At 71.5% G+C, this 26494-nt stretch carries 23 protein-coding genes; 3 read left to right on the top strand and 20 right to left on the bottom strand.

Annotated features, from left to right (window positions below):
- Positions 1-38 precede the first annotated feature (38 nt).
- The 7 genes from ACFWJO_RS24170 to ACFWJO_RS24140 form a co-directional block, all read right to left on the bottom strand.
- Entirely contained in the window at positions 39-275 is a 237-nt protein-coding gene (locus ACFWJO_RS24170; protein WP_386868206.1) for a hypothetical protein, read from the bottom strand.
- 39 nt (positions 276-314) lie between these two features.
- Complete coding sequence (locus ACFWJO_RS24165) at positions 315-1142, bottom strand: shikimate dehydrogenase (protein WP_386868205.1); 828 nt, start codon at positions 1140-1142, stop codon at positions 315-317.
- The gene (mltG, locus tag ACFWJO_RS24160) at positions 1139-2887 is read right to left on the bottom strand and encodes an endolytic transglycosylase MltG (RefSeq protein WP_386868203.1); all 1749 of its coding nucleotides are present in this window, start codon (positions 2885-2887) and stop codon (positions 1139-1141) included. The genes ACFWJO_RS24165 and mltG overlap by 4 nt, the downstream gene beginning before the upstream one ends.
- A 101-nt stretch (positions 2888-2988) precedes the next feature.
- Positions 2989-3453, bottom strand: coding sequence for a Holliday junction resolvase RuvX (gene ruvX, locus ACFWJO_RS24155; RefSeq protein WP_356069196.1), 465 nt, complete (start codon positions 3451-3453; stop codon positions 2989-2991).
- Positions 3453-6122 (bottom strand): alanine--tRNA ligase, encoded by a 2670-nt coding sequence (alaS, locus tag ACFWJO_RS24150; RefSeq protein WP_386868201.1) that lies wholly within the window; start codon positions 6120-6122, stop codon positions 3453-3455. Before alaS ends, ruvX begins: the two co-directional genes overlap by 1 nt.
- A complete protein-coding gene (locus tag ACFWJO_RS24145) occupies positions 6122-6478 on the bottom strand; it encodes a hypothetical protein (protein ID WP_386868199.1) in 357 nt (118 codons plus the stop codon). The genes alaS and ACFWJO_RS24145 overlap by 1 nt, the downstream gene beginning before the upstream one ends.
- 5 nt (positions 6479-6483) lie before the next feature.
- A complete protein-coding gene (locus ACFWJO_RS24140) occupies positions 6484-6915 on the bottom strand; it encodes a DUF948 domain-containing protein (protein WP_384422662.1) in 432 nt (143 codons plus the stop codon).
- Between the two features lie 175 nt (positions 6916-7090).
- On the opposite strand from ACFWJO_RS24140, the gene ACFWJO_RS24135 reads away from it, so the two are divergent.
- On the top strand, positions 7091-9262 hold the full coding sequence (locus ACFWJO_RS24135) for an ATP-binding protein (protein ID WP_386868196.1): 2172 nt from the start codon (positions 7091-7093) through the stop codon (positions 9260-9262).
- Between the two features lie 34 nt (positions 9263-9296).
- On the opposite strand, the gene rpsD is transcribed toward ACFWJO_RS24135, so the two are convergent.
- From rpsD to ACFWJO_RS24110, 5 genes are all read right to left on the bottom strand, one after another.
- Positions 9297-9911: a 30S ribosomal protein S4 gene (rpsD, locus tag ACFWJO_RS24130; RefSeq protein WP_384422667.1), complete on the bottom strand. Its 615-nt coding sequence runs from the start codon at positions 9909-9911 to the stop codon at positions 9297-9299.
- A 381-nt stretch (positions 9912-10292) separates the two neighbouring features.
- The gene (locus tag ACFWJO_RS24125; protein WP_384422670.1) at positions 10293-11648 is read right to left on the bottom strand and encodes a replication-associated recombination protein A; all 1356 of its coding nucleotides are present in this window, start codon (positions 11646-11648) and stop codon (positions 10293-10295) included.
- Between the two features lie 60 nt (positions 11649-11708).
- Positions 11709-12335, bottom strand: coding sequence for a vitamin K epoxide reductase family protein (locus tag ACFWJO_RS24120; protein ID WP_386868194.1), 627 nt, complete (start codon positions 12333-12335; stop codon positions 11709-11711).
- Between the two features lie 172 nt (positions 12336-12507).
- Complete coding sequence (hisS, locus tag ACFWJO_RS24115) at positions 12508-13770, bottom strand: histidine--tRNA ligase (protein ID WP_386868192.1); 1263 nt, start codon at positions 13768-13770, stop codon at positions 12508-12510.
- A gap of 10 nt (positions 13771-13780) precedes the next feature.
- Positions 13781-14497 (bottom strand): MBL fold metallo-hydrolase, encoded by a 717-nt coding sequence (locus ACFWJO_RS24110; protein WP_386868190.1) that lies wholly within the window; start codon positions 14495-14497, stop codon positions 13781-13783.
- A 153-nt stretch (positions 14498-14650) separates the two neighbouring features.
- Here ACFWJO_RS24110 and ACFWJO_RS24105 point away from each other — a divergent pair, with 153 nt between their 5' ends.
- Both ACFWJO_RS24105 and ACFWJO_RS24100 read left to right on the top strand, forming a co-directional pair.
- A complete protein-coding gene (locus ACFWJO_RS24105; RefSeq protein ID WP_386868188.1) occupies positions 14651-15439 on the top strand; it encodes a peptidylprolyl isomerase in 789 nt (262 codons plus the stop codon).
- A gap of 221 nt (positions 15440-15660) precedes the next feature.
- Positions 15661-16890, top strand: coding sequence for a DUF349 domain-containing protein (locus ACFWJO_RS24100; RefSeq protein ID WP_386868186.1), 1230 nt, complete (start codon positions 15661-15663; stop codon positions 16888-16890).
- Positions 16891-16966: 76 nt separating this feature from the next.
- On the opposite strand, the gene ACFWJO_RS24095 is transcribed toward ACFWJO_RS24100, so the two are convergent.
- The 8 genes from ACFWJO_RS24095 to ruvC form a co-directional block, all read right to left on the bottom strand.
- Positions 16967-19432: a RelA/SpoT family protein gene (locus ACFWJO_RS24095; protein WP_386868184.1), complete on the bottom strand. Its 2466-nt coding sequence runs from the start codon at positions 19430-19432 to the stop codon at positions 16967-16969.
- Positions 19433-19695: 263 nt separating this feature from the next.
- Positions 19696-20247: an adenine phosphoribosyltransferase gene (locus ACFWJO_RS24090; RefSeq protein ID WP_386868182.1), complete on the bottom strand. Its 552-nt coding sequence runs from the start codon at positions 20245-20247 to the stop codon at positions 19696-19698.
- Positions 20244-21323: a protein translocase subunit SecF gene (gene secF, locus ACFWJO_RS24085; RefSeq protein ID WP_386868180.1), complete on the bottom strand. Its 1080-nt coding sequence runs from the start codon at positions 21321-21323 to the stop codon at positions 20244-20246. Before secF ends, ACFWJO_RS24090 begins: the two co-directional genes overlap by 4 nt.
- A 1-nt stretch (position 21324) precedes the next feature.
- Positions 21325-23103: a protein translocase subunit SecD gene (secD, locus tag ACFWJO_RS24080; RefSeq protein WP_386868178.1), complete on the bottom strand. Its 1779-nt coding sequence runs from the start codon at positions 23101-23103 to the stop codon at positions 21325-21327.
- Positions 23104-23247: 144 nt separating this feature from the next.
- Complete coding sequence (yajC, locus tag ACFWJO_RS24075; RefSeq protein ID WP_386868176.1) at positions 23248-23712, bottom strand: preprotein translocase subunit YajC; 465 nt, start codon at positions 23710-23712, stop codon at positions 23248-23250.
- A gap of 174 nt (positions 23713-23886) precedes the next feature.
- Positions 23887-24987 (bottom strand): Holliday junction branch migration DNA helicase RuvB, encoded by a 1101-nt coding sequence (gene ruvB / locus ACFWJO_RS24070; RefSeq protein ID WP_386868175.1) that lies wholly within the window; start codon positions 24985-24987, stop codon positions 23887-23889.
- A 163-nt stretch (positions 24988-25150) separates the two neighbouring features.
- A complete protein-coding gene (ruvA, locus tag ACFWJO_RS24065) occupies positions 25151-25783 on the bottom strand; it encodes a Holliday junction branch migration protein RuvA (protein ID WP_386868173.1) in 633 nt (210 codons plus the stop codon).
- Positions 25780-26337 (bottom strand): crossover junction endodeoxyribonuclease RuvC, encoded by a 558-nt coding sequence (gene ruvC / locus ACFWJO_RS24060; protein WP_386868171.1) that lies wholly within the window; start codon positions 26335-26337, stop codon positions 25780-25782. The genes ruvA and ruvC overlap by 4 nt, the downstream gene beginning before the upstream one ends.
- Between the last annotated feature and the right edge of the window lie 157 nt (positions 26338-26494).

Genomic DNA, 26494 nt, shown 5'->3' with positions numbered 1-26494 from the left:
GTCGATCGATCGTCGGTCCACGGGTCGGGACGCATGTCTCACGTGTCGGGTGACGCCTCCGGCGGTCCGGCGGGCTCCTCCCGCCGTTCCCGCCACCAGTCGCGGACGCGGGTCGCCACCACGTACAGCGCGAATCCGCCCCCGATCACGATCACCGGATAGCGGATCCACTCCGGCAGCGCCATGAAGGCGACCCGGAGGAGTCCGCCCACCAGGCGCGCGAGGTCGTCCGCGACGTCCCACCTGGACGCGAGCAGCACACCGCCGCTCTCCATGGCCCTTCCCCCCGTGTGTCCCTGAACCGTGCCCGCGCGTCAGCGCTCGGCGAGCGCCCGCTCCCCCGCCGCCCGCATCGCCGCGAGCGGACCCGGCGCGCGGCCGGTCATCTGCTCGACCTGGAGCACCGCCTGGTGGACCAGGAGGTCGAGCCCGCCGACGACCCTGCCGCCGCGGGCCGACCAGGCCGCCGCGAGACGGGTGGGCCAGGGGTCGTAGAGGACGTCGAACAGCGTGCCGGGTGCGTCGGGCACGGCCTGGGCGAGCGCGTCCGTGGTCCCGGCCGGAGTGGTGGCGATGACCAGGGGCGCGGCGAAGGCCCGTGCCGCCTCGTCCCAGGCGGCGGTGCGCACGTCGACGCCGAGCCGCTCGCCCCAGCCCCGCATCTCCTCGGCGCGCGCCTCGCTGCGTACGTACGCGGTGACGGGTCCCGAGCAGACCCGGGCGAGGGCGGCCAGGGCCGAGGAGGCGGTGGCGCCGGCGCCGAGGACCGCGGCGGAGTCCACCTTCTCGACTCCGCGCTCGCGCAGCGCGGCGATCATGCCGGGGATGTCGGTGTTGTCGCCGATCCGCCGGCCGTCCTCGGTGAACACCACCGTGTTGACCGCCTCGACCGAGGCGGCGGTGTCCGTGATCTCGTCGAGCAGCGGGATGACGGCCCGCTTGAGCGGCATGGTGAGGGACAGACCCGCCCACGAGGCGTCCAGTTCGCCCATGAAGCCGGGCAGCGCGGCCTCGTCCACCTCGAACCGGTCGTAGGACCAGTCGTCGAGGCCGAGCTCCCGGTACGCGGCCCGGTGCAGCACCGGGGAGAGCGAGTGGGCGATGGGCGAGCCGAGCACGGCCGCCCGGTGTCGTGTACTCACTGCCCCGACTTCTCCCGCTCCTTCTCGTACTCCGCGACGTTCTTGTTGTGCTCGGCGATCGTCACGGCGAAGACCGTCTTGTTCTCGTTGATCGACACGAAGTAGTACCACGGGCCGGGCGTGGGGTTCATCGCGGAGTGGAGGGCGTCGAGACCCGGGTTGCTGATCGGGCCCGGGATCATGCCCTGGACCCGGTAGGTGTTGTACGGGTCCTCGATCTTGCGGAGGTCCTTGACCTGGCCGACGTCGAGCGTGCTCTGGCCCCGCAGGTAGTTGACCGTGGAGTCGAACTCCAGGCGGCCCACGGTCTCCATGTTGCCGGGCTTGAGCCGGTTGTAGACGACCCGCGCGACCTTGTCGAAGTCGTGCTTGTACTTGCCCTCGACCTGCACGAGGCTCGCGACGGTGACGAGCTCCCACGGTCCCTTGAGGCCGAGCTCCCTCGCCTTCGCGTCGAGGTCGAGCTTGGCGTACTCGCCGTTCGACCGGGAGACCATCTTGCGCAGGACGTCCTCGGGCTTGGTGCCCTTGGCGACCGGATAGGTCGCGGGGAAGAGGAAGCCCTCCAGCGGGTCCTTGACCTCCGGGTGGTTCTTGGCCCAGTCGGGCAGACCGAGGCTGTTCGCCTGCTTGACGGCGGTGTCCTTGGTGGTGCCCGGCTTGAGGCCCAGGCGCTTGTCGAGCTCGTCGTAGACCCAGGCGTTCCGCTTGCCGGGAGGCAGGACGAAGTTGGCCTTGCTCGCCGGGCTCAGCATCAGCGCGACGGCGCTCTCCGCCGACATCTCCTTCTTCAGCGTGTAGACGCCGGCCTGGATGGTCAGGCCCTTGGGGTTCTTCTGCTGGGCCGAGACGAAGGCGTCGACGCTCTTGACGACACCGGCCTTCTTCAGGATGTTGCCGATGACGTAGCCGCCGGCGTCCTGCGGGATCTCGACCTGGACCTCGCCGCTGCCCTCGCCCACGTAGTCGGGCGCCGCGCCGAACTGCCCCTGCCAGAACTTGTAGCCGAAGTAGCCGATGCCGCCGACACCGCCGACGAGGACCGCGGCCACGACCAGGCAGGCCATGCCGTTCTTGGCCTTGCGGCCCTTGTTGCCGCGGCGCTCGCGGCCGGAGCGGTTGCCTCGGCGGCCGCCCGGCTCCTCTTCCTCGTCGTCGTACTCGTCGTAGTCGTCGTCGCGGCCGCCGCCCTCGGGCCGGCGGTCACGACGGTTGCGGGGGGCGTCGTCCGAGCCGGTGAAGAAGGGATGGTCCTCCTCCTGCGGCTCCGCCTCCCAGTCGGTCACCGGCTGCGGCGGCACCTGCCGGCGGCCCGGGGGCTGCGGCGGGGGGTACGCCTCGGGGGTGCCGTAGAGGTCGGGCTGCTGGCCGCCGTACGGGTCGGCGGGCGGGGCGTTGTACGACATGGCCGCCTGGCCCGTCTCCCAGTTCCCGTCGTACCGCTGGTCGTACTGCTGCTCGTACTGCTGTGCGGGATACCCGGGCGTGTCGTAACCGCCCGGGTTCGCGTACTGTTGCCCGCCGTACTGCTGGGCGTCATAGCCCTGCGGCTGCTGGGGGTGCTGCGGATGCTGCTGCTGGTACATGCCGTCGGCATACGCCTGCTGCTGCCCGTACGGGTCCTGGTGGCCGTACTGCTGCGCCTGCTGCGGGTACTGCTGCTGGCCTTCCCACCCCTGGTCCCCGTACAGCGGGTCCGTGGGGTGCCACGGTTCGGAGCCGGGGCTCCGGCCATACTCAGTCATCGATCCCCAAACAGCCGCGAGGCTTCCGGACGTTCCGCCTCTACGTTGTGCGGCAGCTGTTCGAACACCGCCGCATCGCGCGGAACGTTACCGTATCGCGATCAGATGACCACTTCGACGCCCTCGCCGGGCGGATTACCTGATACCCGTTCGGACTCAAGAGCGTTCTGAAGGATGATCACCGCGGCGGCCTGGTCGATGACCGAGCGGCCCTTCTTCGACTTCACTCCCGAGGCCCGCAGGCCCTGGGTCGCGGTGACCGTGGTCATCCGCTCGTCGACCAGCCGGACCGGGACCGGGGCGATGCCCTTGGCCATCTCGCGGGCGAAGGCGCGGACCTTGGTCGCGGCCGGGCCCTCCCGCCCGCTGAGCGAGCGGGGCAGGCCCACGACGACCTCGATCGGCTCGTACTCCTCGACGATCTGGCGCAGCCGCCGGTGGGCGGCCGGGACGTCGCGTCCCGGCACGGTCTCCACCGGCGTGGCCAGGACCCCGTCGGGGTCGCACGAGGCGACCCCGATCCGGGCGTCCCCGACGTCGACGGCGAGTCGTCGTCCTCGTCGCATCAGACCGTTTCCACCACCTGGCGCTCGACGGCCTCGATGGCCTCGCCGACGGCCTGCGGGTTCTGGCCGCCGCCCTGGGCGACGTCCGGCTTGCCGCCACCGCCGCCGCCGAGGGTCTTGGCGGCCGTGCGGACCAGCTCGCCGGCCTTGAGGCCGCGCTCGCGGGCGGCCTCGTTGGTGGCGATCACCGTCAGCGGCTTGCCGTTGGCCGTGGTGAACAGGGCGACGACGGCCGGGCGGTCGGAGGGGATGCGGCCGCGGACGTCGAGGACCAGCTTGCGCAGGTCGTCGGCGCCGGTGCCGTCCGGCACCTGGCCGGTGACCAGGGCGACACCGCGGATGTCGCGGGCGGAGTCGACCAGACCGGCGGCGGCCTGGAGGACCTTCTCCGCGCGGAACTTCTCGATCTCCTTCTCGGCGTCCTTCAGCTTGCCGAGCATCGTGGAGATCTTCTCCGGCAGCTCCTCCGCGCGGCCCTTGACCAGCTCCTGGAGCTGGGCGACGACCGTGTGCTCGCGGGCGAGGAAGTTGTAGGCGTCGACGCCGACGAGGGCCTCGATGCGGCGCACACCGGAGCCGATGGAGGACTCGCCGAGCAGCTTCACCAGGCCCAGCTGGGCGGTGTTGTGCACGTGCGTGCCGCCGCACAGCTCCTTGGAGAAGTCGCCGATGGTGACGACGCGGACCTGCTCGCCGTACTTCTCGCCGAACTCGGCGATGGCGCCCTGGCGCTTGGCCTCGTCGATCGGCATGACCTCGGCGTGCACGTCGAGCTCGCGCGAGAGCACCTCGTTGATCTTCTGCTCGACGTCCGTGAGGACGGCGCCGGGGACGGCGTTGGGCGAGCCGAAGTCGAAGCGGAAGCGGCCCGGGGAGTTCTCCGAACCGGCCTGGGCGGCGGTCGGGCCGAGGGCGTCGCGCAGCGCCTGGTGGGTGAGGTGGGTGGCGCTGTGGGCACGGGCGATGGCCCGGCGGCGGCGCACGTCGATGGCGGCGTAGGCGGTGGCGCCCACGGTCACCTCGCCGACCTGCACCGAGCCCTTGTGCACGGAGACGCCGGGGACCGGCTGCTGCACGTCGCGGATCTCGATGACGGCGCCGGAGTGCAGCCGGATGCGGCCGTGGTCGGCGAGCTGGCCGCCGCCCTCGGCGTAGAACGGGGTGCGGTCGAGGACGACCTCGACCTCGTCGCCCTCGGAGGCGGCGGGCGACGGGACGCCGTTGACCAGCAGGCCGACGACGGTGGTCTCGCCCTCGGTGTTGGTGTAGCCGGTGAACTCGGTGGCGCCGGCGGTGTCGGCGATCTCGCGGTACGAGGTGACGTCGGCGTGGCCGGTCTTCTTGGCCTGGGCGTCGGCCTTGGCGCGCTCCCGCTGCTCCTTCATCAGGCGGCGGAAGCCCTCCTCGTCCACGGTCAGGCCCTGCTCGGCGGCCATCTCGAGGGTGAGGTCGATCGGGAAGCCCCAGGTGTCGTGGAGCAGGAACGCCTTGTCGCCGGCGAGGACCGTGCCGCCGGCGGCCTTGGTCTCGGTGACGGCGGTGTCGAGGATGTTGGTGCCGCCCTTGAGGGCCTTCAGGAACGCGGCCTCCTCGGCGAGGGCGACCGTCTCGATGCGCTTGCGCTCGGTCTCCAGCTCCGGGTACTGCTCGCCCATCGTCGTGATGACGGTGTCGACGAGCTCGCCGACGACCGGGCCGGTGGCGCCGAGCAGGCGCATGTTGCGGACGGCGCGGCGCATGATGCGGCGGAGCACGTAGCCACGGCCCTCGTTGCCGGGGGTGACGCCGTCGCCGATGAGCATGACGGAGGTGCGCATGTGGTCGGCGACCACGCGCAGCGAGACGTCGCTGTCGTGGGCCTTGCCGTAGGCGACGCCGGTGAGCTCGGTGGCCTTGTCGATGACGACCTTGAGGGTGTCGGTCTCGTACATGTTCTGCACGCCCTGGAGGATCATCGCCAGGCGCTCCATGCCGAGGCCCGTGTCGATGTTCTTGGACGGCAGGTCGCCGAGGATCTCGAAGTCCTCCTTGCCGATGCCCTGGCCCCGCTCGTACTGCATGAAGACGAGGTTCCAGATCTCGACGTAGCGCTCGTCGTTGACGGCGGGGCCGCCCTCGACGCCGAACTCCGGACCGCGGTCGTAGTTGATCTCGGAGCAGGGGCCGCAGGGGCCGGGGACGCCCATGGACCAGAAGTTGTCCTTCTTGCCGAGGCGCTGGATGCGCTCGGCGGGGACGCCCACGACGTCGCGCCAGATCTGCTCGGCCTCGTCGTCGTCCTGGTAGACGGTGATCCAGAGCTTCTCCGGCTCGAGCCCGTAGCCGCCGTGCTCGACCGGGGTGGTCAGCAGCTCCCAGGCGAGCTTGATGGCGCCTTCCTTGAAGTAGTCGCCGAAGGAGAAGTTGCCGCACATCTGGAAGAACGTGCCGTGGCGGGTGGTCTTGCCGACCTCTTCGATGTCGGGCGTACGGACGCACTTCTGCACGCTGGCGGCGCGCGGGAAGGGCGGCTTGACCTCACCCAGGAAGTAGGGCTTGAAGGGCACCATGCCGGCGGGGACGAGCAGCAGAGTCGGGTCGTCCGCGATGAGCGACGCCGAAGGGACGACGGTGTGCCCGCGCTCCTCGAAGAAGCTCAGCCAGCGGCGGCGGATTTCAGCCGACTCCATCAGTGGTCCTCATTCCGGTTGTACGTGAACGAATAGGTGGTGTCTGGGGTGGTGCGGCCGCCGAGCTCCGGCTTGCGGCGCGGCGCCGGGAGCTCGCGCTCCTGCTCCGCGGGCGGCGGTGCGTCCAGGCCGAGCGCCTCGCCGAGCTCGGCCTCGCGCTGCAGCATGTTGGCCCGCACGTCGAGGGCGAAGCCGACGGCGCGGTCCTTGATCCGGTGCCCCGCCTCGACGGCCTTGTCGGCCGCCTGCGCGGCGAGGCTTTCCGGGGTCAGCTGCCTGAGCTTGCGGTTGACCTTGGTGGTGGCCCACACGCCGGCGGCCGCGCCCGCGGTGAACCAGAACGTACGGCGGAACATCGTGCTCAGCCCTTCTGCTTCCGGCGTCGCGCGGACGGCACGGTACGACCGACGATCACAGTACGCCGGTCGGACGCGGGCGGCGCGTCCTCACGGCCCCGGCCGAGCGCCCTGCGGACCCCGTAGCCGAAGGCGGCGACCTTGACCAGCGGGCCGCCGAAGGTGGAGGCGACGGTGCCGGCCAGCGCCGAGGCGTTGGAGGTGACCTCCTGGACGTCGGACGCGATGGAGTCCACCCGGTCGAGCTGGGTCTGCGCGGAGCGCACGGCCTGGGAGGCGTCGGCGAGCAGCGGGACGGCCTGGTCGGTCACGTCCGCGACGAGCTTGGTGGTCGCCTTGAGCGTCTGCGCCAGCCTCACCAGCACCACGGCGAGGAAGGAGACGAGAATCGCCCAGAACACGGCCACCAGGATCCCGGCAACCTCACCACCGGTCACTCTGCACCGCTCTCTGCTGTCGTCGGGCCCCGGACGGTCGTCGGACCCGTGCTGATACGTCCTCCGACCCTATCGCGCCCGGCGTCCCTGGCCGTACCGCATTACGGCTTGTGGGAGGGGAGTTGCGCGGTATCGATTGTACGGAGCGCGTGCGGATGAGTACGCTCCGTGTCCCATGCGACGGAGCAATCTCCCTGCGGAGCTGAACCGGTTCGTGGGCCGGGCCGCCGAGCAGGACCAACTGGCGCGGTTACTGGACGAGTTCCGCATGGTCACGGTCGTCGGAGTGGGCGGGGTGGGCAAGACCCGGCTGGCCCTGCGGGCCGCGGCGGCGCTGCAGAAACGCTACGTCGACGGGGTCCGGCTGGCGGAGCTGGCCGCGCTGCGCGATCCGGGTCTGGTGGCCCACGCGCTGGTCGAGGCGCTGGGTCTGACCGACCACACGGTGCGGGCCCCGCGCGAGGTGCTCCTGGAGCACCTGGCCGAGCGGCGGCTGCTGCTCGTGGTGGACGGCTTCGAGCACCTGGTGGAGGAGTGTGCGGGGCTGTTGCGGGAGCTGCTGGTCGGCTGCCCGGGGCTCACGGTGCTCGCCGCCGGCCGGCGGCCGCTGCGGGTGGACGGCGAAGCGGTGTTCACGCTGGCGCCGCTGGACGAGGCGGACGCGATGGAGCTGCTGGCCGGTCGGGCGGCGGAGGCGGGCGTGGTCGCGGGCGGGGACGCGGGCGCGCTGCGGGAGCTGTGCCGGCGGCTGGACGGGATCCCGCTGGCGCTCGAACTGGCGGCGGCGCGGCTGCCGCTGCTGACTCCGGCGCAGTTGCTGCGGCGTCTGGAGGACCGGTTCCGGCTGCTCGACGGCGGCCGGCGCGGTGCGCTGCCGCGGCACCGGACGCTGCGGACGGCGATCGGCTGGAGCCACGAGCTGTGCACGCCGGAGGAGCGGCTGCTGTGGGCGCGGCTCTCGGTCTTCGCCGGCCCGTTCGACCTGGAGGCGGTGGAGTACGTGTGCGCGGGCGCCGGTCTCTCCGCGGACCGGGTGGTGGACGTGCTCGGCGAGCTCCTCGCGCAGTCGCTGGTGGCCCGCGAGGACACGGCGGCGGGCCCGCGCTTCCGGATGCTGGACACAGTCAGGGCGTACGGGGCCGAGTGGCTGGAGGCGCTGGGCGACACCGAGCGGATGCGCCGCCGGCACCGGGACTGGTACATGGGCTTCGCCACCTGGTGCGAGCTGGAGTGGTTCAGTCCGCGGCAGGGCGAGGTGGCGGCGGCCACGGACGTGGCGCTGCCGAACCTGCGGGCGGCGCTGGAGCTGTGCCTGGAGTCGGCGGAGGACGCCTCGCTGGCCCGGCACCTGGCGGGGACGCTGTGGTTCTACTGGGTGGGCTGCGGGCGGCTTTCCGAGGGGCGGCACTGGCTGGACAGGGCGGTCGCCATGCCCGCGTACGAGCCGGTCGCGCTGCACGAGGAGGCGCGTCTGAAGGCGCTGTGGGTGCTCGGTTACGTGGCGGTCCTGCAGGGTGATCCGACGGCGGCGGTGGCGGCGCTGCACGAGTGCGGGGAGCGGGCCCGGGTCACCGGGAACGCGACGGCCGAGGCGTACGCGACGCACCGGATGGGCTGTCTGGCGCTGCTCTCGGACGATCTGCCGCGGGCGGAGGAGCTGATCGGCCGGGCGCTCGACGCGTACCGGGAGATCGGCGAGCTGAACAGCAACGTGCTGATGGGCCAGGTGGAGCTGGCGATGGCGCGGGCCTTCCAGGGCGATCTGGAGGGCGCGGTCGCGCTGTGCGCGGAGGTGCGGGAGGTCTGCGAGGAGCGCGGCGAGCGCTGGACGCGGGCGTACGCGCTCTACGTCCTGGCCTTCGCGGCGCTGACGGACGGCGATCCGGTGTCGGCGCGGGAGCTGCTGTCCGAGTGCGTCACGATCAACCACGCCTTCCACGACCTGGTGGGCCTGGTGCTCGCGATCGAGCTGCTCGCCCTCGTGACGGTGGTCGAGGGCGACGCGGAGGAGGCGGCGGTGCTGCAGGGCGCGGCGATGCCGGTGTGGCGGTCGGTGGGGCTGCCACTGTTCGGTTCGGCGCACTTCAACGGCTCGCGGGCGCTGTGCGCGCGGCGGGCGGGCGAGGCGCTGGGCGGTGCGGCGTACCGGGTCCGGTACGGCGAGGGCGAGCGGCTGTCCGTCGACGCGGCGGTGGACCGGGCGCTCGCCGGGCGCCGGGATCCGGCCGGGCGCGGCCGGGCCGGGGCGCGGGCTCCGCGTCCGTTCCGGGCGGGGCGGGCGCCGGTCCCGGAAACGCGGAAGCCCGCCGGCTCCCCCACCGGAACGGGCGGGGAAGCGGCGGGCTGAACACCGCGGAGGTGGTACTACGGCCTGCCGGAGATCAGCGGGCGTAGTACTCGACGACCAGCTGCTCGTCGCAGATGACCGGGATCTCCTTGCGGTTCGGGTCGCGGTCGAGGCGGAAGGCCAGGGCCTTCAGGTTGACCTGCAGGTAGCGCGGGGTCTCACCCTCGGCGGCGAAGCCACCCTCGCGGGCGACCTGGAAGAGGGTCTTGGCGCGGGACTTCTCGCGGACCATCACGACGTCGTCGGGACGGACGCGGAAGGACGGCTTGTCGACCTTCTGGCCGTTGACCTGGATGTGGCCGTGGACGACCATCTGGCGGGCCTGGTAGATGGTGCGGGCGATGCCCGAACGCAGGACCAGGGCGTCGAGGCGACGCTCGAGCTCGACGACCAGCGCCTCGCCCGTCTTGCCCTCGGCCTTCTTGGCGCGGTCGTAGGCGCGGGCCATCTGGCGCTCGCTGATGTCGTACTGGGCGCGCAGACGCTGCTTCTCGAGCAGACGGACCTTGTAGTCCGAGTTCTGCTTGCGGCCACGGCCGTGCTCGCCCGGCGGGTAGGGGCGGGCCTCGAAGTACTTGACGGCCTTCGGCGTCAGCGCGATGCCGAGCGCACGGGACTTCTTGACCTTGGGACGGGACTGGTTCGGCATGAACCAACCTCTCTAGTGTTTCGAATACGGCTTCACCAGGGTTAGGGAGGTCGCAATCCGCAGCCGGGAAACCCGCCGGGTCCGCAGGGGACCTGCCGGGCAGCCGCTCCCAGTCTGGGCACGTACGTGCAGCACGCGAACGACCCACCGACCGCTCCGGGGATTCCCGGTGGTGGTGGGTTGCACGCGACACCTTCGAAGGTGCGCGACGCTCCTGGAGACCAGGCCCGGAGGCCGGGGCTCCGGCTGACTGTCCCGCTCTGGTGATGTCGGCCGAAGCCGGACACGGGACGCAGCACTTCCCACGAGTGTACCGGTTCCCCGGGTCCCTCGTGCACCGAGGCCCCCGGCCCCGGGGCCCGGCCCCCTCGGCGGCTGCCGTCAGCCGCCCTCGCCCTTCAGGCGCTCCCGCACCTTCTCCACCACGTCCGCGTACCGCGCCTCCGCGCCGTAGCGGGTGGGCTCGTAGTAGCGCTTGCCGTGGACGGGGTCCGGCGCGTACTGCTGGGCCGCGATGGCGCCCGGCACGTCGTGCGGATACACATAGCCTTGGGCGTGGCCGAGCTTGGCGGCGCCCTTGTAGTGGCCGTCGCGCAGATGGGGCGGGACCGGGCCCGCGAGGCCGGCCCGTACGTCGGCCTGGGCGGCGAAGATCGCGTTCGTCACCGCGTTCGACTTCGGGGCGAGGGCCAGGGCGATCGTGGCGTGGCTCAGGGTCAGCGCGGCCTCGGGGAAGCCGATCATCGCCACGGCCTGGGCGGCGGCCACGGCGAGCGGCAGCGCGTTCGGATCGGCGAGGCCGATGTCCTCGCTGGCCGAGATCATCAGCCGCCGAGCGATGAACCGCGGGTCCTCGCCCGCCTCGATCATCCGGGCCAGGTAGTGCAGCGCCGCGTCCACGTCCGAGCCGCGGATCGACTTGATGAGGGCGCTCGCCACGTCGTAGTGCTGGTCGCCGTCCCGGTCGTACTTCACCGCCGCCCGGTCCACGGTCTCCTCGACCGTCTGCAGGGTGATCTCGGACTCCTGCTTGGCGATGGCGGCACCGGCCGCCGCCTCCAGGGCCGTCAGTGCGCGCCGGGCGTCGCCTCCGGCGATCCGGAGCAGATGGGCCTCGGCGTCCTCGGGCAGGGTCACCGCCCCGCCGAGCCCCCGCTCCTCCGTGAGCGCCCGGCGCATCAGACCGCGCAGGTCGTCGTCGGTGAGCGGCTCCAGGGTGAGCAGCAGCGAGCGGGAGAGCAGCGGGGAGATCACCGAGAAGTACGGGTTCTCGGTGGTGGCGGCGATCAGCGTCACCCAGCGGTTCTCCACGGCCGGGAGCAGCGAGTCCTGCTGGGCCTTGGAGAAGCGGTGGATCTCGTCGAGGAAGAGGACGGTCTCCTTGCCGAAGCCGCCGACGGCCCGCCGGGCCCCGTCGATGACGGCGCGGACCTCCTTGACGCCCGCGGTGATGGCCGACAGCTCCACGAAGCGCTTGTTGGTGGCCTTCGACACCACGTACGCGAGGGTGGTCTTCCCGGTGCCGGGCGGGCCCCAGAGGATCACCGAGGACGCGCCCGCCGGGCCTCCGCTGCCGTCGCCGACCAGCCGGCGCAGCGGCGAGCCCGGCTTCAGCAGATGACGCTGGCCCACGACCTCGTCGAGGGTGCGCGGACGCATCCGCACGGCCAGCGGGCTGCTGGCCGGGTCCTTCTCCTGGCGCTCTTCGGCGGCTGCGGTAAAGAGGTCGGGCTCCACGTCATGAAGCCTAAGTCAGCGGACTGACAGTCCGGCCGGCCCGGTCGGCGGGGCCGGACCTCAGCTGGTCCAGAAGTCCCACCAGCGGGTCAGGATCAGCATGCCGATGATGCCGACGTGCAGCACCGGCAGGACCCAGGTGAACTCGTCGAAGAAGGTGCGCAGGCCCGAGGGGGCGGGGATGACGCCGCGGCGCACGTTGTGCGAGGTCGTGTACCAGAACATGACGATGGTGGCGACCCAGGCGAGGCAGCACCACAGGCAGAGCGCGTTGATCTCGTACAGCGACTGGTACATCAGCCACGTGCAGAAGCCGACGCCGAAGAGCATGCCGGCGTTGAGGCCGAGCCAGTACCAGCGGCGGTAGCGGGCGCCGGCGAGCAGGCCCACGCCGATGGCGATCACCATGGCGTACGTGACGAGGCCGAGCATCGGGTTGGGGAAGCCGAAGACCGAGGCCTGCTCGCTCTTCATGATGTTCCCGCAGGACACGATCGGGTTCAGGCTGCAGCCGGGGGTGAAGTTCGGGTCCTCGAGCAGCTTGAACTTGTCGATGGTGATGACCCACGCGGCCAGCAGCCCGGCGGCGCCGGTGATCACCAGGAGCCAGGCGAAGCCGCGGCCCGCGCCGATGGCGCGGGGGTCCTCCCGCCCGGCGGTCTCGTTCGCGGCCGCTGCTTTCGTCATGTCGCTGTACTCGCTCTTCGTCGATTCGTCGCTTCCGCGGACCAGGGCACGAACATTCTGCCGCACACGGTGACACGGGCGGCGTGAGCGCGAGGTAAACGGCGAGGGGCCCGGCCCGCGCGACGCGCGCGGACCGGGCCCCTGCCCGTACTCGAACTCGTACCGGCTGCGATCAGGCGAGGCGTGCCTTCACCGTCTCGACCAGCTCGTCCAGGGCGACCGGCGTCTGCTCGCCGGACTCCATGTCCTTGAGCTGGACGACGCCCTCGGCGAGGTCCCGCTCACCGGCGACGACGGCGAAGCGGGCGCCGGAGCGGTTGGCGTTCTTCATGTGGGCCTTGAGGCCCTTCGCGCCGAAGCTGAAGTCCGTGGCCACGCCTTCCTTGCGCAGCCGCGTGACGAGACCGAAGAGCACCTTGCGCGCCTCGTCACCCAGCGGCACGGCGAAGACACTGGTGGCCGGCGGGATGTCGAGCTCGACGCCCTCCGCCTCAAGGGCGAGGACCGTGCGGTCCACGCCCAGTGCCCAGCCGACGGACGGCAGCGCCGGGCCGCCGATCATCTCGGACAGGCCGTCGTAACGGCCGCCGCCGCCCACCGCGGACTGCGAGCCGAGACCGTCGTGCACGAACTCGAAGGTGGTCCGGGTGTAGTAGTCCAGGCCGCGCACCAGCTTCGGGTCGTCCTCGAAGACCACGCCCGCGGCGGTGATCAGCGCGCGAACCTCCTCGTGGTACGCCTTGCACTCCTCGCACAGGTAGTCCTTGAGGAGCGGCGCGTCGGTCAGCTGCTTCTGCACCGACTCGCGCTTGTCGTCGAGGACGCGCAGCGGGTTGATGTCGGCACGGCGCAGTGTCTCCTCGTCCAGGTCGAGGCCGCGCAGGAAGGTCTGCAGGGCCTCGCGGTAGACGGGACGGCACTGCTTGTCGCCGAGCGAGTTCAGCAGGATGCGGAACTCGCGCAGGCCGAGCGAGCGGTAGGCCTGGTCGGCGAGGATGATCAGCTCGGCGTCGAGCGCCGGGTCCTCGGCACCGATCGCTTCGGCACCCACCTGCGAGAAGTGGCGGTAACGGCCCTTCTGCGGGCGCTCGTAGCGGTAGTAGGAGCCCGAGTACCAGAGCTTGACCGGCAGGCCGCCGGCCTTGTGCATGTTGGCTTCCAGGGCCGCGCGCAGGACGGAGGCCGTGCCCTCGGGGCGCAGCGCGAGGTTGGAGCCGCCCTTGGTGGTGAGGGTGTACATCTCCTTGGTCACGATGTCGGTGGACTCGCCGACACCGCGCGCGAACAGGTTGACGTCCTCGAAGCCGGGGGTCTCGACGTAGCCGTATCCGGACTTCCGCAGCGGTGCGGAGATGGCGTCACGGACGGCGAGGTAGGTCGCCGAGAACGGCGGGATGAGGTCGAAGGTGCCCTTGGGGGCCTTGAAGGTGCTCACGTGGATCTCGTCACATTCCTCGTCGGGGAGCCTGCGCGTCGCTGCTGCTCCCGAGGCCGGCCGCCACCTGCCGCAGATACGGGTTGGTGGCGCGCTCCTGGCCGATGGTCGTCTGGGGACCGTGCCCCGACAGCACCACGGTCGAGTTGTCGAGCGGCAGGCACACGCGGGCCAGCGACTGCAGCATCTCGTCCATGTCACCGCCGGGCAGGTCGGTGCGTCCGATGGAGCCGGCGAACAGCAGGTCGCCGGAGAAGAACACAGAGGGGACCTCCGAGGTCTCCGGCGTCCGGAAGGTCACCGACCCCTTGGTATGACCGGGCGCGTGCGCGACGGTGATGTCGAGGCCCGCGAGCTTCAGCTCGGCGCCGTCGGTGAGCTCGTGCACGTCGTCCGGCTCGCCCACGGTCAGCTCGCCCATGAGGGGCATCCCGATGGAGCGGCCGAGGGCCTTCTCCGGGTCGCTCATCATGTACCGGTCGGCGGGGTGGATCCACGCGGGTACGTCATGGGCGCCGCAGACCGGGACGACGGAGGCGACGTGGTCGATGTGGCCATGGGTGAGGACCACGGCGACGGGCTTGAGCCGATGCTTCTTCAGCGTCTCCTCGACTCCCTGGGCGGCCTGGTGGCCCGGGTCGATGATGACGCACTCCTCGCCTGCGGCGGGGGCGACCACGTAGCAGTTGGTGCCCCAGGCCCCGGCGGGGAACCCGGCAATCAGCACGATCGTCCTTATTTGTCGTCCGGCAGTTGGCTGCGGCGGTGCGGAATGCAGCAGATCAGAGCCTACCGGCGCTGCGTATTCCACAGCCAACCCGTATACGGTACGGGCACACCCGGCCAGGACTGAACAGACGATCGACAAGGAGCGGACCCGGTGGTCAGCAGCGATCAGCGGCGGCGGCAGCTCGCCAGGGAGAAGTACGCGCGGCAGCAGCAGCGGCGTGCGGAGGCACAGCGCAAGGCGCGCCGAAACACCGTCATCGCGTCGTCGGTGGCGGTGGTGCTCGCCGCCGGCCTCGCCGTCTGGGCCTCGGTGGCACTGACCGGCGACGACTCCAAGGGCTCGGACAGCGTGGCCTCGCAGCCGTCGGAGACGCCCAGCGCGGCGCCGACCGAGGAGAAGAAGCCCGAACCGGCGATGTCGATCGACAAGAAGGCCACGTACACGATGGCCCTCAAGACCAACGTCGGCGACATCACCGTCACGATGGACGCGGCGAAGGCCCCGCACACCGTGAACTCCTTCAAGCACCTCGCCGACAAGAAGTTCTTCGACGGGACCTCGTGCCATCGCCTGACCACGTCGGGCATCTTCGTGCTCCAGTGCGGCGACCCGAAGGGCGACGGCACCGGCGGCCCCGGCTACTCGATCCCGGACGAGAACCTGAACGGCCTCGGCAAGCCCGCCAAGGACGGCATGGTGACGTACCCGAAGGGCACCGTGGCGATGGCCAACGCCGGTGCGAACACCGGCGGCAGCCAGTTCTTCCTCGTGTACAAGGACACCAAGCTCCCGCCGAACTACACCCCCTTCGGCACCTTCGACGCGGACGGCCTCAAGGCCGTCGAGGAGGTCGCGAAGGCCGGTGTCGCGGGCGGTGCGGGCGACGGTGCGCCGCAGAAGAAGGTCACGATCGAGAAGGCCGCCGTCACCAAGAAGTGAGCCGGCGGACCGGGCGACGACGGCCCGGCGACCACACGTGCGCGTGACCGTTGAATTTCGGTCGTGCTGAGTGCGGACAGCCGGGCCGCCGTTCGCCTAGATTGGCGTTGTGCAGCGCAGGCCGTCGGCCGTGCTGTGGAGGGCGGGCGAGACCCGCCGGGAAACCGTGGACGATGCCAGGGGGCCGGGCCCCCGCGACGGCATCATGTTGAGGAGGCGCTGTGAGCAGCGACCCGTGGGGCCGCGTCGACGAGACGGGCACCGTGTACGTGCGTACGGCCGAGGGCGAGAAGGTCGTCGGATCGTGGCAGGCCGGCAGCCCCGAGGAGGCGCTGGCCTACTTCGAGCGCAAGTACGAGGGCCTGGTGGTCGAGATCGGCCTCCTCGAGAAGCGGGTACGGACCACCGACCTGTCGGCCAAGGACGCCACGACGGCCATCGAGCACCTCCGGCAGCAGGTCGACGAGCACCACGCCGTCGGCGACCTGGCCGCGCTGGCCGCCCGTCTCGACAAGCTGACCGAGACGGTGGAGGCCCGCCGCGAGGAGCGCAAGGCCCAGAAGGCGAAGCAGGCCGACGAGGCCCGCTCCGCCAAGGAGGCCCTGGTCACCGAGGCCGAGGAGCTGGCGCAGAGCGAGCAGTGGCGGGCCGCGGGCGAGCGGCTGCGGGCCCTGGTGGACACCTGGAAGGGCCTGCCGCGACTCGACCGGAAGTCCGACGACGAGCTGTGGCACCGCTTCTCGCACGCCCGCTCGGCGTTCTCCAAGCGTCGCAAGGCCCACTTCGCGGCGCTCGACGCGCAGCGCGAGGAGGCCCGCAAGACCAAGGAGAAGCTGGTCGCCGAGGCCGAGGCGCTGTCGAACTCGACCGACTGGGGTGCGACGGCCGCCCGCTACCGCGAGCTGATGGCGGACTGGAAGGCGGCGGGCCGGGCCCAGCGCGAGCACGAGGACGACCTGTGGAACCGCTTCCGCGGCGCCCAGGACGTGTTCTTCGCGGCGCGCGGCGAGGTCTTCGCCGAGCGTGACGCCGAGCAGGTCGAGAACCTCAAGCTGAAGGAGGAGCTCGCGGCCGAGGCGGAGAAGCTGGTGCCGGTGACGGACCTGAAGGCCGCCCGTGCCGCCTTCCGCTCCGTCAACGAGCGCTGGGAGGCCATCGGCCACGTGCCGCGCGACGCCCGCCCGAAGGTCGAGGGCCGGATGCACGCGGTGGAGCGGGCGATCCAGGAGGCCGAGGAGGCCGAGTGGCGCCGCACCAACCCGGAGGCGCGGGCCCGCGCCGCGGGTCTCACGGGCCAGCTCCAGGACGCGGTCGACAAGCTCCAGAAGCAGATCGACGCGGCCCGCGCGGCGGGCAACGACGCCAAGGCCGACAAGCTCGCCAAGGAGCTCGAGGGCCGTCAGGCGCTGCTCGACCAGGCCCTGAAGGGCCTGCAGGAGTTCGGCGGCTGATCCCGCCCCGCGTTTCCCGCCCAGGCGGACGAGAAGGGCCCCCGGCACACCGGCCGGGGGCCCTTCCTCGTATCCCCTAGGGGCGCCGCGCGCTCGTCACGCGGTAGACGTCGTAGACGCCCTCCACGCCGCGTACGGCCTTCAGGACGTGGCCCAGGTGCTTGGGGTCGCCCATCTCGAAGGTGAAGCGCGAGGTGGCCACCCGGTCGCGGGAGGTCTGGACGGCCGCCGACAGGATGTTGACGTGCTGGTCCGAGAGGACCCGGGTGACGTCGGAGAGCAGCCGGGACCGGTCCAGGGCCTCGACCTGGATGGCGACCAGGAAGACCGAGGACTGGGTGGGCGCCCACTCGACGTCGAGGATGCGCTCGGGCTCCCGGGACAGCGACTCGACGTTCACGCAGTCGCTGCGGTGCACGGAGACGCCGCTGCCCCGCGTGACGAAGCCGATGATCGGGTCGCCGGGCACCGGGGTGCAGCAGCGGGCCAGCTTCACCCACACGTCCTCGACGCCCTTGACCACCACGCCCGGGTCCGAGCTGGAACGGCGCTTGGTGCGGCCGCGGGCCGGCGGGTGGGTCTCGGCGATGTCCTCGGTCGCGGCCTCCTCGCCGCCGAGGGCCTGGACCAGCTTCTGCACGATGGACTGGGCCGTGACGTGACCCTCGCCGATCGCCGCGTACAGCGAGGAGATGTCGGTGTACCGCATCTCGTGGGCGAGGGTGACCAGCGAGTCGCCGGTGAGGATCCGCTGGATCGGCAGGTTCTGCTTGCGCATGGCCCGCGCGATGGCGTCCTTGCCCTGCTCGATGGCCTCGTCGCGGCGCTCCTTGGAGAACCAGGCGCGGATCTTGTTGCGGGCGCGCGGGGACTTGACGAAGCCCAGCCAGTCCCGGGAGGGCCCGGCGCCGACGGCCTTGGAGGTGAAGACCTCCACCAGGTCGCCGTTGTCCAGGGTGGACTCCAGCGGCACCAGACGTCCGTTGACGCGGGCGCCTATGGTGCGGTGGCCGACCTCGGTGTGGACGGCGTAGGCGAAGTCGACCGGGGTGGCGCCGGCGGGCAGCGCTATGACGTCGCCCTTCGGCGTGAAGACGAAGACCTCGTTGCGGGAGAGGTCGAAGCGCAGCGACTCCAGGAACTCCGAGGGGTCCTCGGTCTCCTTCTGCCAGTCGAGCAGCTGCCGCAGCCACGCCATGTCGTTGACGTGGTCGTCCTTCCCGGCCTTCTTCGGAACGTCGGTGCGCACCTTGGAGGCGCCGGCGACGGCCTCCTGCTTGTACTTCCAGTGCGCGGCGATGCCGTACTCGGCGCGGCGGTGCATGTCGAAGGTGCGGATCTGCAGCTCGACGGGCTTGCCGTTGGGTCCGATGACCGTCGTGTGCAGCGACTGGTACATGTTGAACTTCGGCATCGCGATGTAGTCCTTGAACCGGCCGGGGACCGGGTTCCATCGCGCGTGGACGGTGCCGAGGGCCGCGTAGCAGTCGCGGACGGTGTCCACGAGGACGCGGATGCCGACCAGGTCGTAGATCTCCGCGAAGTCACGGCCGCGGACGATCATCTTCTGGTAGACGCTGTAGTAGTGCTTCGGCCGGCCGGTGACGGTGGCCTTGATGCGGGCGGCCCGCAGGTCGGCCTGGACCTCGTCGGTCACTATCGCGAGGTACTCGTCGCGCTTGGGCGCGCGCTCGGCGACCAGCCGGACGATCTCGTCGTACATCTTGGGGTAGAGGATCGCGAAGGCGAGGTCCTCCAGCTCCCACTTGATGGTGTTCATGCCCAGCCGGTGGGCCAGCGGGGCGTAGATCTCCAGGGTCTCGCGGGCCTTCTTCTCCTGCTTCTCCCGCTTGAGGTAGCGCATGGTGCGCATGTTGTGCAGGCGGTCGGCGAGCTTGATGACGAGGACCCTGGGGTCCTTGGCCATGGCGACGACCATCTTGCGGACGGTCTCGGCCTGTGCGGCCTCGCCGAACTTGACCTTGTCGAGCTTGGTGACGCCGTCGACGAGCAGGGCGACCTGGTCGCCGAAGTCGCGGCGCAGGTCCTCCAGGCCGTACTCGGTGTCCTCGACGGTGTCGTGGAGGAGTCCGGCCATGAGCGTCGCCGGGTCCATGCCGAGCTCGGCGAGGATCGTGGTGACGGCGAGCGGGTGGGTGATGTACGGGTCGCCGCTCTTGCGCTTCTGGCCGCGGTGCCAGCGCTCGGCGACCTGGTAGGCCCGCTCGATCTGGCGGAGGGTCGCGGTCTCGATCTTCGGGTCGTTGGAGCGGACGATCCGCAGCAGCGGTTCGAGGACCGGGTTGTACGGGGAGGAGCGCTGGACGCCGAGCCGGGCGAGGCGGGCGCGGACCCGGCTCGAGGAGCCGCCGGAGCGGGCGGGCGGGGCCGGGGTGGGCCGGACGGTCGGGGGCGGCGCGGGTGCCGCGGGCCGGGGCCTCGTCTCCGCGGGCGGGTTCTGGGGCGCGGCAGTGCTCGGCGCGGCCTGCTCGGCTCGCTTGTCGGGCTGCGCGGCGGAGAGTGGCTGGGCCTCGTCTGGCAAGAGCGCTCCTCGTGCGTTTCCGGGTCCCCCGGTCAGGCCCGGAAAGGCCATCGTATCGACCTGGAAGCGCCTGTGCTCACGCGCCTGAGGGCTGAGACGCACCTCATGCGCGGCCGTGCCTCGCCGGGTTCCCGTTTCTCGGGGTTGTCCGGAAAACGACGGAGGCGGCCCGGGGAATTCCCGGGCCGCCTCCGTACCAGGTCGGCGGTGTCCGACGCGGTCGGACGACACGTACGTCGGCCGGACGACGGCCGGCGGACGGCTCAGACGGTGATGAGCGCCGTGAGCGGGGCTCCGGCCAGGGCGGGCTCGATACGGGCCCGGCCCGGCAGGAAGCCGAGCTCCATCAGGACGGCGACGCCGGCGACCTCGGCCCCGGCGCGCCGGATCAGCTCGATGGAGGCCTCGGCGGTGCCGCCGGTCGCGAGGACGTCGTCGATGACCATGACGCGGTCGCCCGCGGCCAGGTCCTCGGCGTGCACCTCGATCTCGGCGGAGCCGTACTCCAGCTCGTACGCCTGCCGCAGCGTCGCCCCGGGCAGCTTCCCGGCCTTGCGGACCGGGATGAAGCCGAGGCTGGCGCGGACGGCGACCGGCGCGGCCAGGATGAAGCCGCGGGCCTCCAGGCCCACGACCTTCGTGGCGCCGTGCGCGACGCACAGCCCGGCGAGCGTGTCGGTGAGCGCGGTGAACGCCTCCGGGTCCGCGAGCAGCGGGGTGATGTCCTTGAACAGCACGCCCGGCTTCGGGTAGTCGGGGACGTCCCGGATGCGGCTGAGGAGCAGCTCGGTGGTGCCCTGTGCCTCGGCGGTCATCCGCGCCGTCCCGAGGGGCGGCCGCGGCGGCCGCGCTGGCCCACGACGGCAGGCTCGGCGCCGGAGGCGTCGAGCGCGTCGGCGGCGTCGACGTCCTCGCCCTTGGCGGCGTCGGAGGCCCGCTTGGCCAGGACGCGCTTCTTCAGGGCCTTCATCGCCGGCTCGCGCTCCTTGAGGTCGGCGACCAGCGGGGTGGCGATGAAGATCGAGGAGTACGCACCGGCGGCGAGACCCACGAACAGCGACAGCGAGATGTCGTTCAGCATGCCCGCGCCGAGGACGCCGCCGCCGATGAAGAGCAGACCGGCGACCGGGAGCAGCGCCACGACCGTGGTGTTGATCGAACGGACCAGGGTGCTGTTGATCGAGCGGTTGGCGACGTCGCTGTACGTCCAGCGGGTCTGCTTGGTGATGTCCTTCGTCTGCTCCTTGAGCGAGTCGAAGACGACGACCGTGTCGTAGAGCGAGTAACCGAGGATCGTCAGCAGACCGATGACCGTACCGACCGTGACCTCGAAGCCGACCAGCGAGTAGATGCCGACGGTGATGGTGAGGTCGTGGATCAGCGCGACGAGCGCCGCGAGGGCCATCCGCCACTCGAAGGCGATGGCGAGGTAGATCACCACGAGGATCATGAAGACCCCGAGGCCCGTCCAGGCCTTGGTGGCGATCTGCTCACCCCAGCTGGGGCCGACGAGCTCCGCCGCGATCTTCGTCTCGGGGACGTTCAGGTCCTTGGCGAGCTCCGCGCGGACCTGGTCGGACTTGGCGGTGTCGAGGCCGCCGACCTGGATGCGCAGGGAGCCGTTGCCGAGCTGCTGGACGATGGCGTCGTGGCCGGAGGCCTCTTCCGCGTACTCCGTGGCCTGGCTGACGGAGACGTCCGTCTTCGGGGTGGTGAAGACGGCGCCGCCCTGGAACTCGATGCCCATGTTCAGGCCGCGCACCGCGAGGGCGACGATGGCCGTGATGGTGATGAGGATCGAGAGGCCGTACCAGATACGGCGGTTGCCGATGAAGTCGTAGCCGACCTCACCGCGGTGGAGTCGGGCGCCGAGATCGCCGAGCTTCGACATCTCACGCCTCCTTCGGTTCGATCGGGCCGGCGGCGGGGGTGGACGTACGGCGGGTGCGGCGCAGCGGCGGCTTGGCACCGAGGCTCTTCGGGTCGAGGCCGGACATCTTGTGGCCGTTGCCGAAGAACTTGGTGCGGGCGAGGAGCGTCATCACCGGCTTGGTGAAGAGGAACACCACCACGATGTCGAGCAGCGTGGTCAGGCCGAGCGTGAACGCGAAGCCCTGGACCTTGCCGACGGTGACCACGAAGAGCACCGCGGCGGCGAGGAACGACACGAAGTCGGAGACCAGGATGGTGCGGCGGGCACGGGGCCAGGCGCGCTCGACGGCCGGGCGCAGCGTGCGGCCCTCGCGGATCTCGTCGCGGATGCGTTCGAAGTAGACGATGAACGAGTCCGCGGTGATGCCGATGGCCACGATGGCACCGCAGACGGCCGGCAGGTTCAGCGCGAAGCCGATGGCCGGGCCGAGCAGCGCCATGATCACGTAGGTGAGCAGGGCCGAGACGCCGAGGCTGAGGATCGCCACGAACGACAGGCCGCGGTAGTAGACCACCAGGTAGATGATGACCAGGCCGAGGCCGATGGCGCCGGCGATCAGACCCGCCTGGAGCTGCTCGCCGCCGAGGGCGGCGGTGACGGTGTCGACGCTCTGGGTCTCGAAGGACAGCGGCAGGGCACCGTAGGACAGGATGTTGCCCAGGTCCTGGGCGGTCTCCTGGGTGAAGCTGCCGGAGATCTCGGCGCTGGCGCTCAGCGTCTGTCGCACGGAGGGGGCGGAGACCACGTCGCCGTCGAGGACGATCGCGAAGCGGTTCTGCGGGTCGGCCTGCTGCGAGAGCTTGCCGGTGATCTTCTGGAACTTCTTCGAGCCCTCGCTCGTGAAGTCCATGGTCACGATCCACATGCCGCGCTGCTGGTCGAAGACGCCCTGGGCGTCGTCGACGTCCTTGCCGTCGACCTCGGCCGGGCCGAGGAGGTACTTCGACCAGATGCCGGGGGCGTCCTCGCCACAGGCGATGGTGGGCTCGGAGGGCTTGACGCCCTGACCGACGGCGGCGCGCTGCTTGGGGTCGAGGCAGTTGAGCGTCGCGAACTTCTGCTGCAGGGCCGCGGTGGCGGCGTCACCCGACGGGGCCGGGGTCGGCGTCGAGGACGCCTTCGGCGACGCGGAGGCGGAGGAGCTCGCGGTCGGCGTGGGGCTCGGGGCCTTCAGCGCCTCGCTGACGGCACGGCCCTGGCTGGAGGCGGTGGCCGTCGGGGTGGCGGACTTGCCGCCCTTGCCCTTGTCCGCGGTGGCGCCGGAGGGCTTCGCCGACGGGGTGGCCGAGCCGCTGGGCGTGGCGCTGGGGTTCGGCGCGGGCTGGTCGGCCGCGGCGACGGCCAGGACCTGCCGGAAGTACAGCTGGGCGGTGGTACCGACCTGCTCGCGGGCCTGCTTCTCGTTCGTCCCCTTGGGGATGTTCACGATGATGTTCTCGCGGCCCTGCGTCTGGACCTCGGCCTCGGAGACACCCAGACCGTTGACACGGCGCTCGATGATGCCGACCGCCGTGTTCATGTTGGTCTCGTTGACGGCGGACTCCTGTCCGGGCTCCGCCTTCGCCTTGAGCGTGATCGACGTGCCGCCGGCGAGGTCGATGCCCAGGCGCGGGGTGGTGTGCCCCGACCAGAACATGCCGCCGGTGAGCGCGACCATGGCGATCAGAATGAGTGCCAGGGCGCGGCCCGGCCGGCTCTGGCCCCCCGCCGGCCTTCGGCCCTTCTTCGGTGCTGCCACCTGTCGTTTCTCCCTGTCCAAACCGCCCCCGCGCCGGTTGGGCGGGCGGCGGCCACGAAGTGTGTGTGGGGACCTGCCCCCGCAGACGTGAAACCGGTCCGGGGCGGCGGAGGCCTGTGGGCGTCCGCACCCGCCCCGGGGCGATTACTTCGCCTCGGTCTCCCCGTCGGCCTTGCCGTCCTTCTCGACCTCGGAGTCCGCCGCGGGAGCGGCGTCCTTCTTGGTCAGGTCGGCCTTGGCCGCCCCCTCCTGGCCCTCGACGGCGCCGGCGTCCTCGGTGAGCGAGGAGGCGTCGTCCGGAACGACGGTGTCGGAGTCGGTGTCGTCGTCGCCGTGGACGATGCGGTTGTACTCGGCGTCTTCGAGCACCGCACCGATCGCGTTCTTGGCGTAGACGGCGTGCACGCCGGGCGCGACCTCGAGGAGGACGGTCTCGTCGCCGATCTCCTTCACGGTGGCGTACATCCCCCCGATGGTGCGTACGCCGGTGCCGGGCTGCATCTGGTTGCGCATCTCCACCGCCTGCGCCTGCTTCTTCTTGGCAGAGCGGGTCATCAGGAACATGGCCCCGATGAGGACGATGAAGGGGAGGAGGGTCACGAGGTTCACGGGACGGGTTTCCTTCGCACGGTCGCGGAGAAACCGCGGCCTGATCTTCGGGGGTGGGTACGCCGACCAGAAAGGGCGGCATCGGCGGAGTCTAGGCGAGTCCGCATCGATGGAACAACGCCCAGCATCGCACCGCGGTTCCTGACCGGGCGAGTATCCGCGCCGTCGTCGTCGTCACATCCCGAACAGCCCCGCTTGTCCGCTTCCCGCGCCGGTCCCTCCGCCGCCGCCCGCCGCGCCCGGGCCCGCTGCCTGCGGCGGAACCAGTCCGAGGTGGGTCCAGGCGGCCGGGGTGGCGACCCGGCCGCGGGGTGTGCGGGCGAGCAGTCCCTCCCGTACGAGGAAGGGTTCGGCGACCTCCTCGACGGTCTCGCGCTCCTCCCCCACCGCCACCGCGAGGGTGGACAGGCCGACCGGTCCGCCGCCGAAGAGCTTGAGCAGCGCCTCCAGGACCGCGCGGTCGAGCCGGTCGAGACCGCGGCTGTCGACCTCGTACACGCCGAGGGCCGCGGCGGCGACCTCCTGGGTGATCACTCCGTCGGCCCTGACCTGGGCGTAGTCGCGGACGCGGCGGAGCAGCCGGTTGGCGATGCGGGGCGTGCCGCGGGACCGGCCGGCGATCTCGGCGGCGCCGTCGGTGTCGATCTCGACGTCGAGGAGCCCGGCGGAGCGGCGGACCACCCGCTCCAGCTCGTGCGGCTCGTAGAACTCCATGTGCGCGGTGAAGCCGAAGCGGTCGCGCAGCGGCGGCGGGAGCAGTCCGGCCCGGGTGGTGGCGCCGACCAGGGTGAACGGCGGCAGTTCCAGGGGGATGGCGGTGGCGCCGGGGCCCTTGCCGACGATGACGTCGACGCGGAAGTCCTCCATCGCCATGTAGAGCATCTCCTCGGCGGGCCGGGACATCCGGTGGATCTCGTCGAGGAAGAGGATCTCGCCCTCCTGGAGGGAGGACAGGATGGCGGCGAGGTCACCGGCGTGCTGGATGGCGGGGCCGCTGGTGATCCTGATCGGGGCGTTCATCTCCGCCGCGATGATCATCGACAGGGTGGTCTTGCCGAGGCCGGGGGCGCCCGAGAGCAGCACGTGGTCGGCGGTGGCGCCGCGCTGGCGGGCGGCCTTGAGGACGAGGTCGAGCTGCTGGCGGACCTTTTCCTGGCCGATGAACTCGCCGAGGTCCTTGGGGCGCAGGGCGGCCTCGACGGCCTGGTCGTCGCCTTCGGCGGCGGCGCCGACGATGCGCTCCTCGACGGGGCTGCTGTCGTCGTCCCAGTTCACGATGGTCTGCCTTCTCGTTGTCGTGCGGTGGTCGATGGGTGCGGCGGGTCCCGCGGGGCTCCTCCCCCACCTCGCCCCGTCCCGGCGACCGGGGCCCCGTCCCCGGGCTCACGTGCCCCGGGTGCCGGCGGGGCCGGGTGTCCGGCCCGCGCGGCGGTCGTCGTCAGCGGGTCCGGTTCAGGGTCTGCAGGGCGGCCCTCAGGAGCTGCGGGACGGGGGCCGAGCCGGTCTCCGCGATGGCCGCCTCGGCCTGCGGGGCCACGGCCGCGACGGCGTCCTCGGCCTCGCGGCCGGCGTAGCCGAGGCCGATCAGCGCGGCGGACAGCTGCTCGGTCCAGGGGGCGGGGCCGGTGGCGACGGCGCGCTGCTGGCCGACCAGGCCACTGGTGCCGAGGGGCTGGCCCAGCTTGTCCTTCAGTTCCAGGAGCAGCTTCTGGGCGCCCTTCTTCCCGATGCCGGGGACGGCGGTCAGCGCCTTCTCGTCGCCGGTGGACACCGCGAGCCGCAGCGCGTCCGGCGAGTGGACGCCCAGCATCGCCTGGGCCAGCCTCGGCCCGACGCCGCTCGCGGTCTGCAGCAGCTCGAAGACCTGGCGCTCGTCGTCGTCGGCGAAGCCGTACAGCGTCAGGGAGTCCTCGCGGACGACCAGGGAGGTGGCGAGGCGGGCGTGCTCGCCGACGCGGAGTCCGGCGATGGTGTTCGGCGTGCACTGGACGGCCATGCCGACACCGCCGACCTCGACGACGGCGGTCGTGGGGGCGAGGGCGGCCACCGGGCCGCTGACGAAGGCGATCATGACGTGCGGCCTTTCGAGGCGTGCAGGGCGGCGGCCTGCTGGAGGCGGTTCTGGGCGACGGCCTGCTGGAGGCGGTTCTGGGCGGGGGCGCGCCAGATGTGGCAGATGGCGAGCGCGAGGGCGTCGGCGGCGTCGGCGGGCCTGGGCGGGGCGGAGAGCCGCAGCAGCCGGGTGACCATGGCGCCGACCTGGGCCTTGTCGGCGCGGCCGCTGCCGGTGACGGCGGCCTTGACCTCGCTCGGGGTGTGCAGGGCGACGGGCAGTCCGCGCCTCGCCGCGCACAGCATGGCGACGGCGCTGGCCTGGGCGGTGCCCATCACCGTACGCACGTTGTGCTGGCTGAACACCCGCTCCACGGCGACGAGTTCGGGCTGGAAGCGGTCGATCCACTCCTCGATGCCGCGCTCGATGCCGACCAGGCGGTGACCGATGTCGGCATCGGCCGGCGTGCGCACCACGCCGACGCCGAGCATGGTGAGCGGCCGTCCGGCGACTCCCTCGACGACGCCGACGCCGCACCGGGTGAGTCCCGGGTCCACCCCGAGTACGCGCACGCCACCCCTCCCTGATCGCTCGACTGTTCGTGCAGGCTATCGGCTCGCACTGACAACGCAGCGGGGGGGGGGGGGGGGTGGGGGAGGGATGGTGCGGGGGGGGGGAGAGGAAGAAGGAGGAGAGGAGGAAGAGGCACAAGAGGACGAACACAGGGGC

Origin of the sequence: Streptomyces sp. NPDC127092, from assembly GCF_042722475.1 — a bacterium.
Classification (GTDB): domain Bacteria; phylum Actinomycetota; class Actinomycetes; order Streptomycetales; family Streptomycetaceae; genus Streptomyces.
This window is presented reverse-complemented; position numbering and strand designations above follow the sequence as displayed.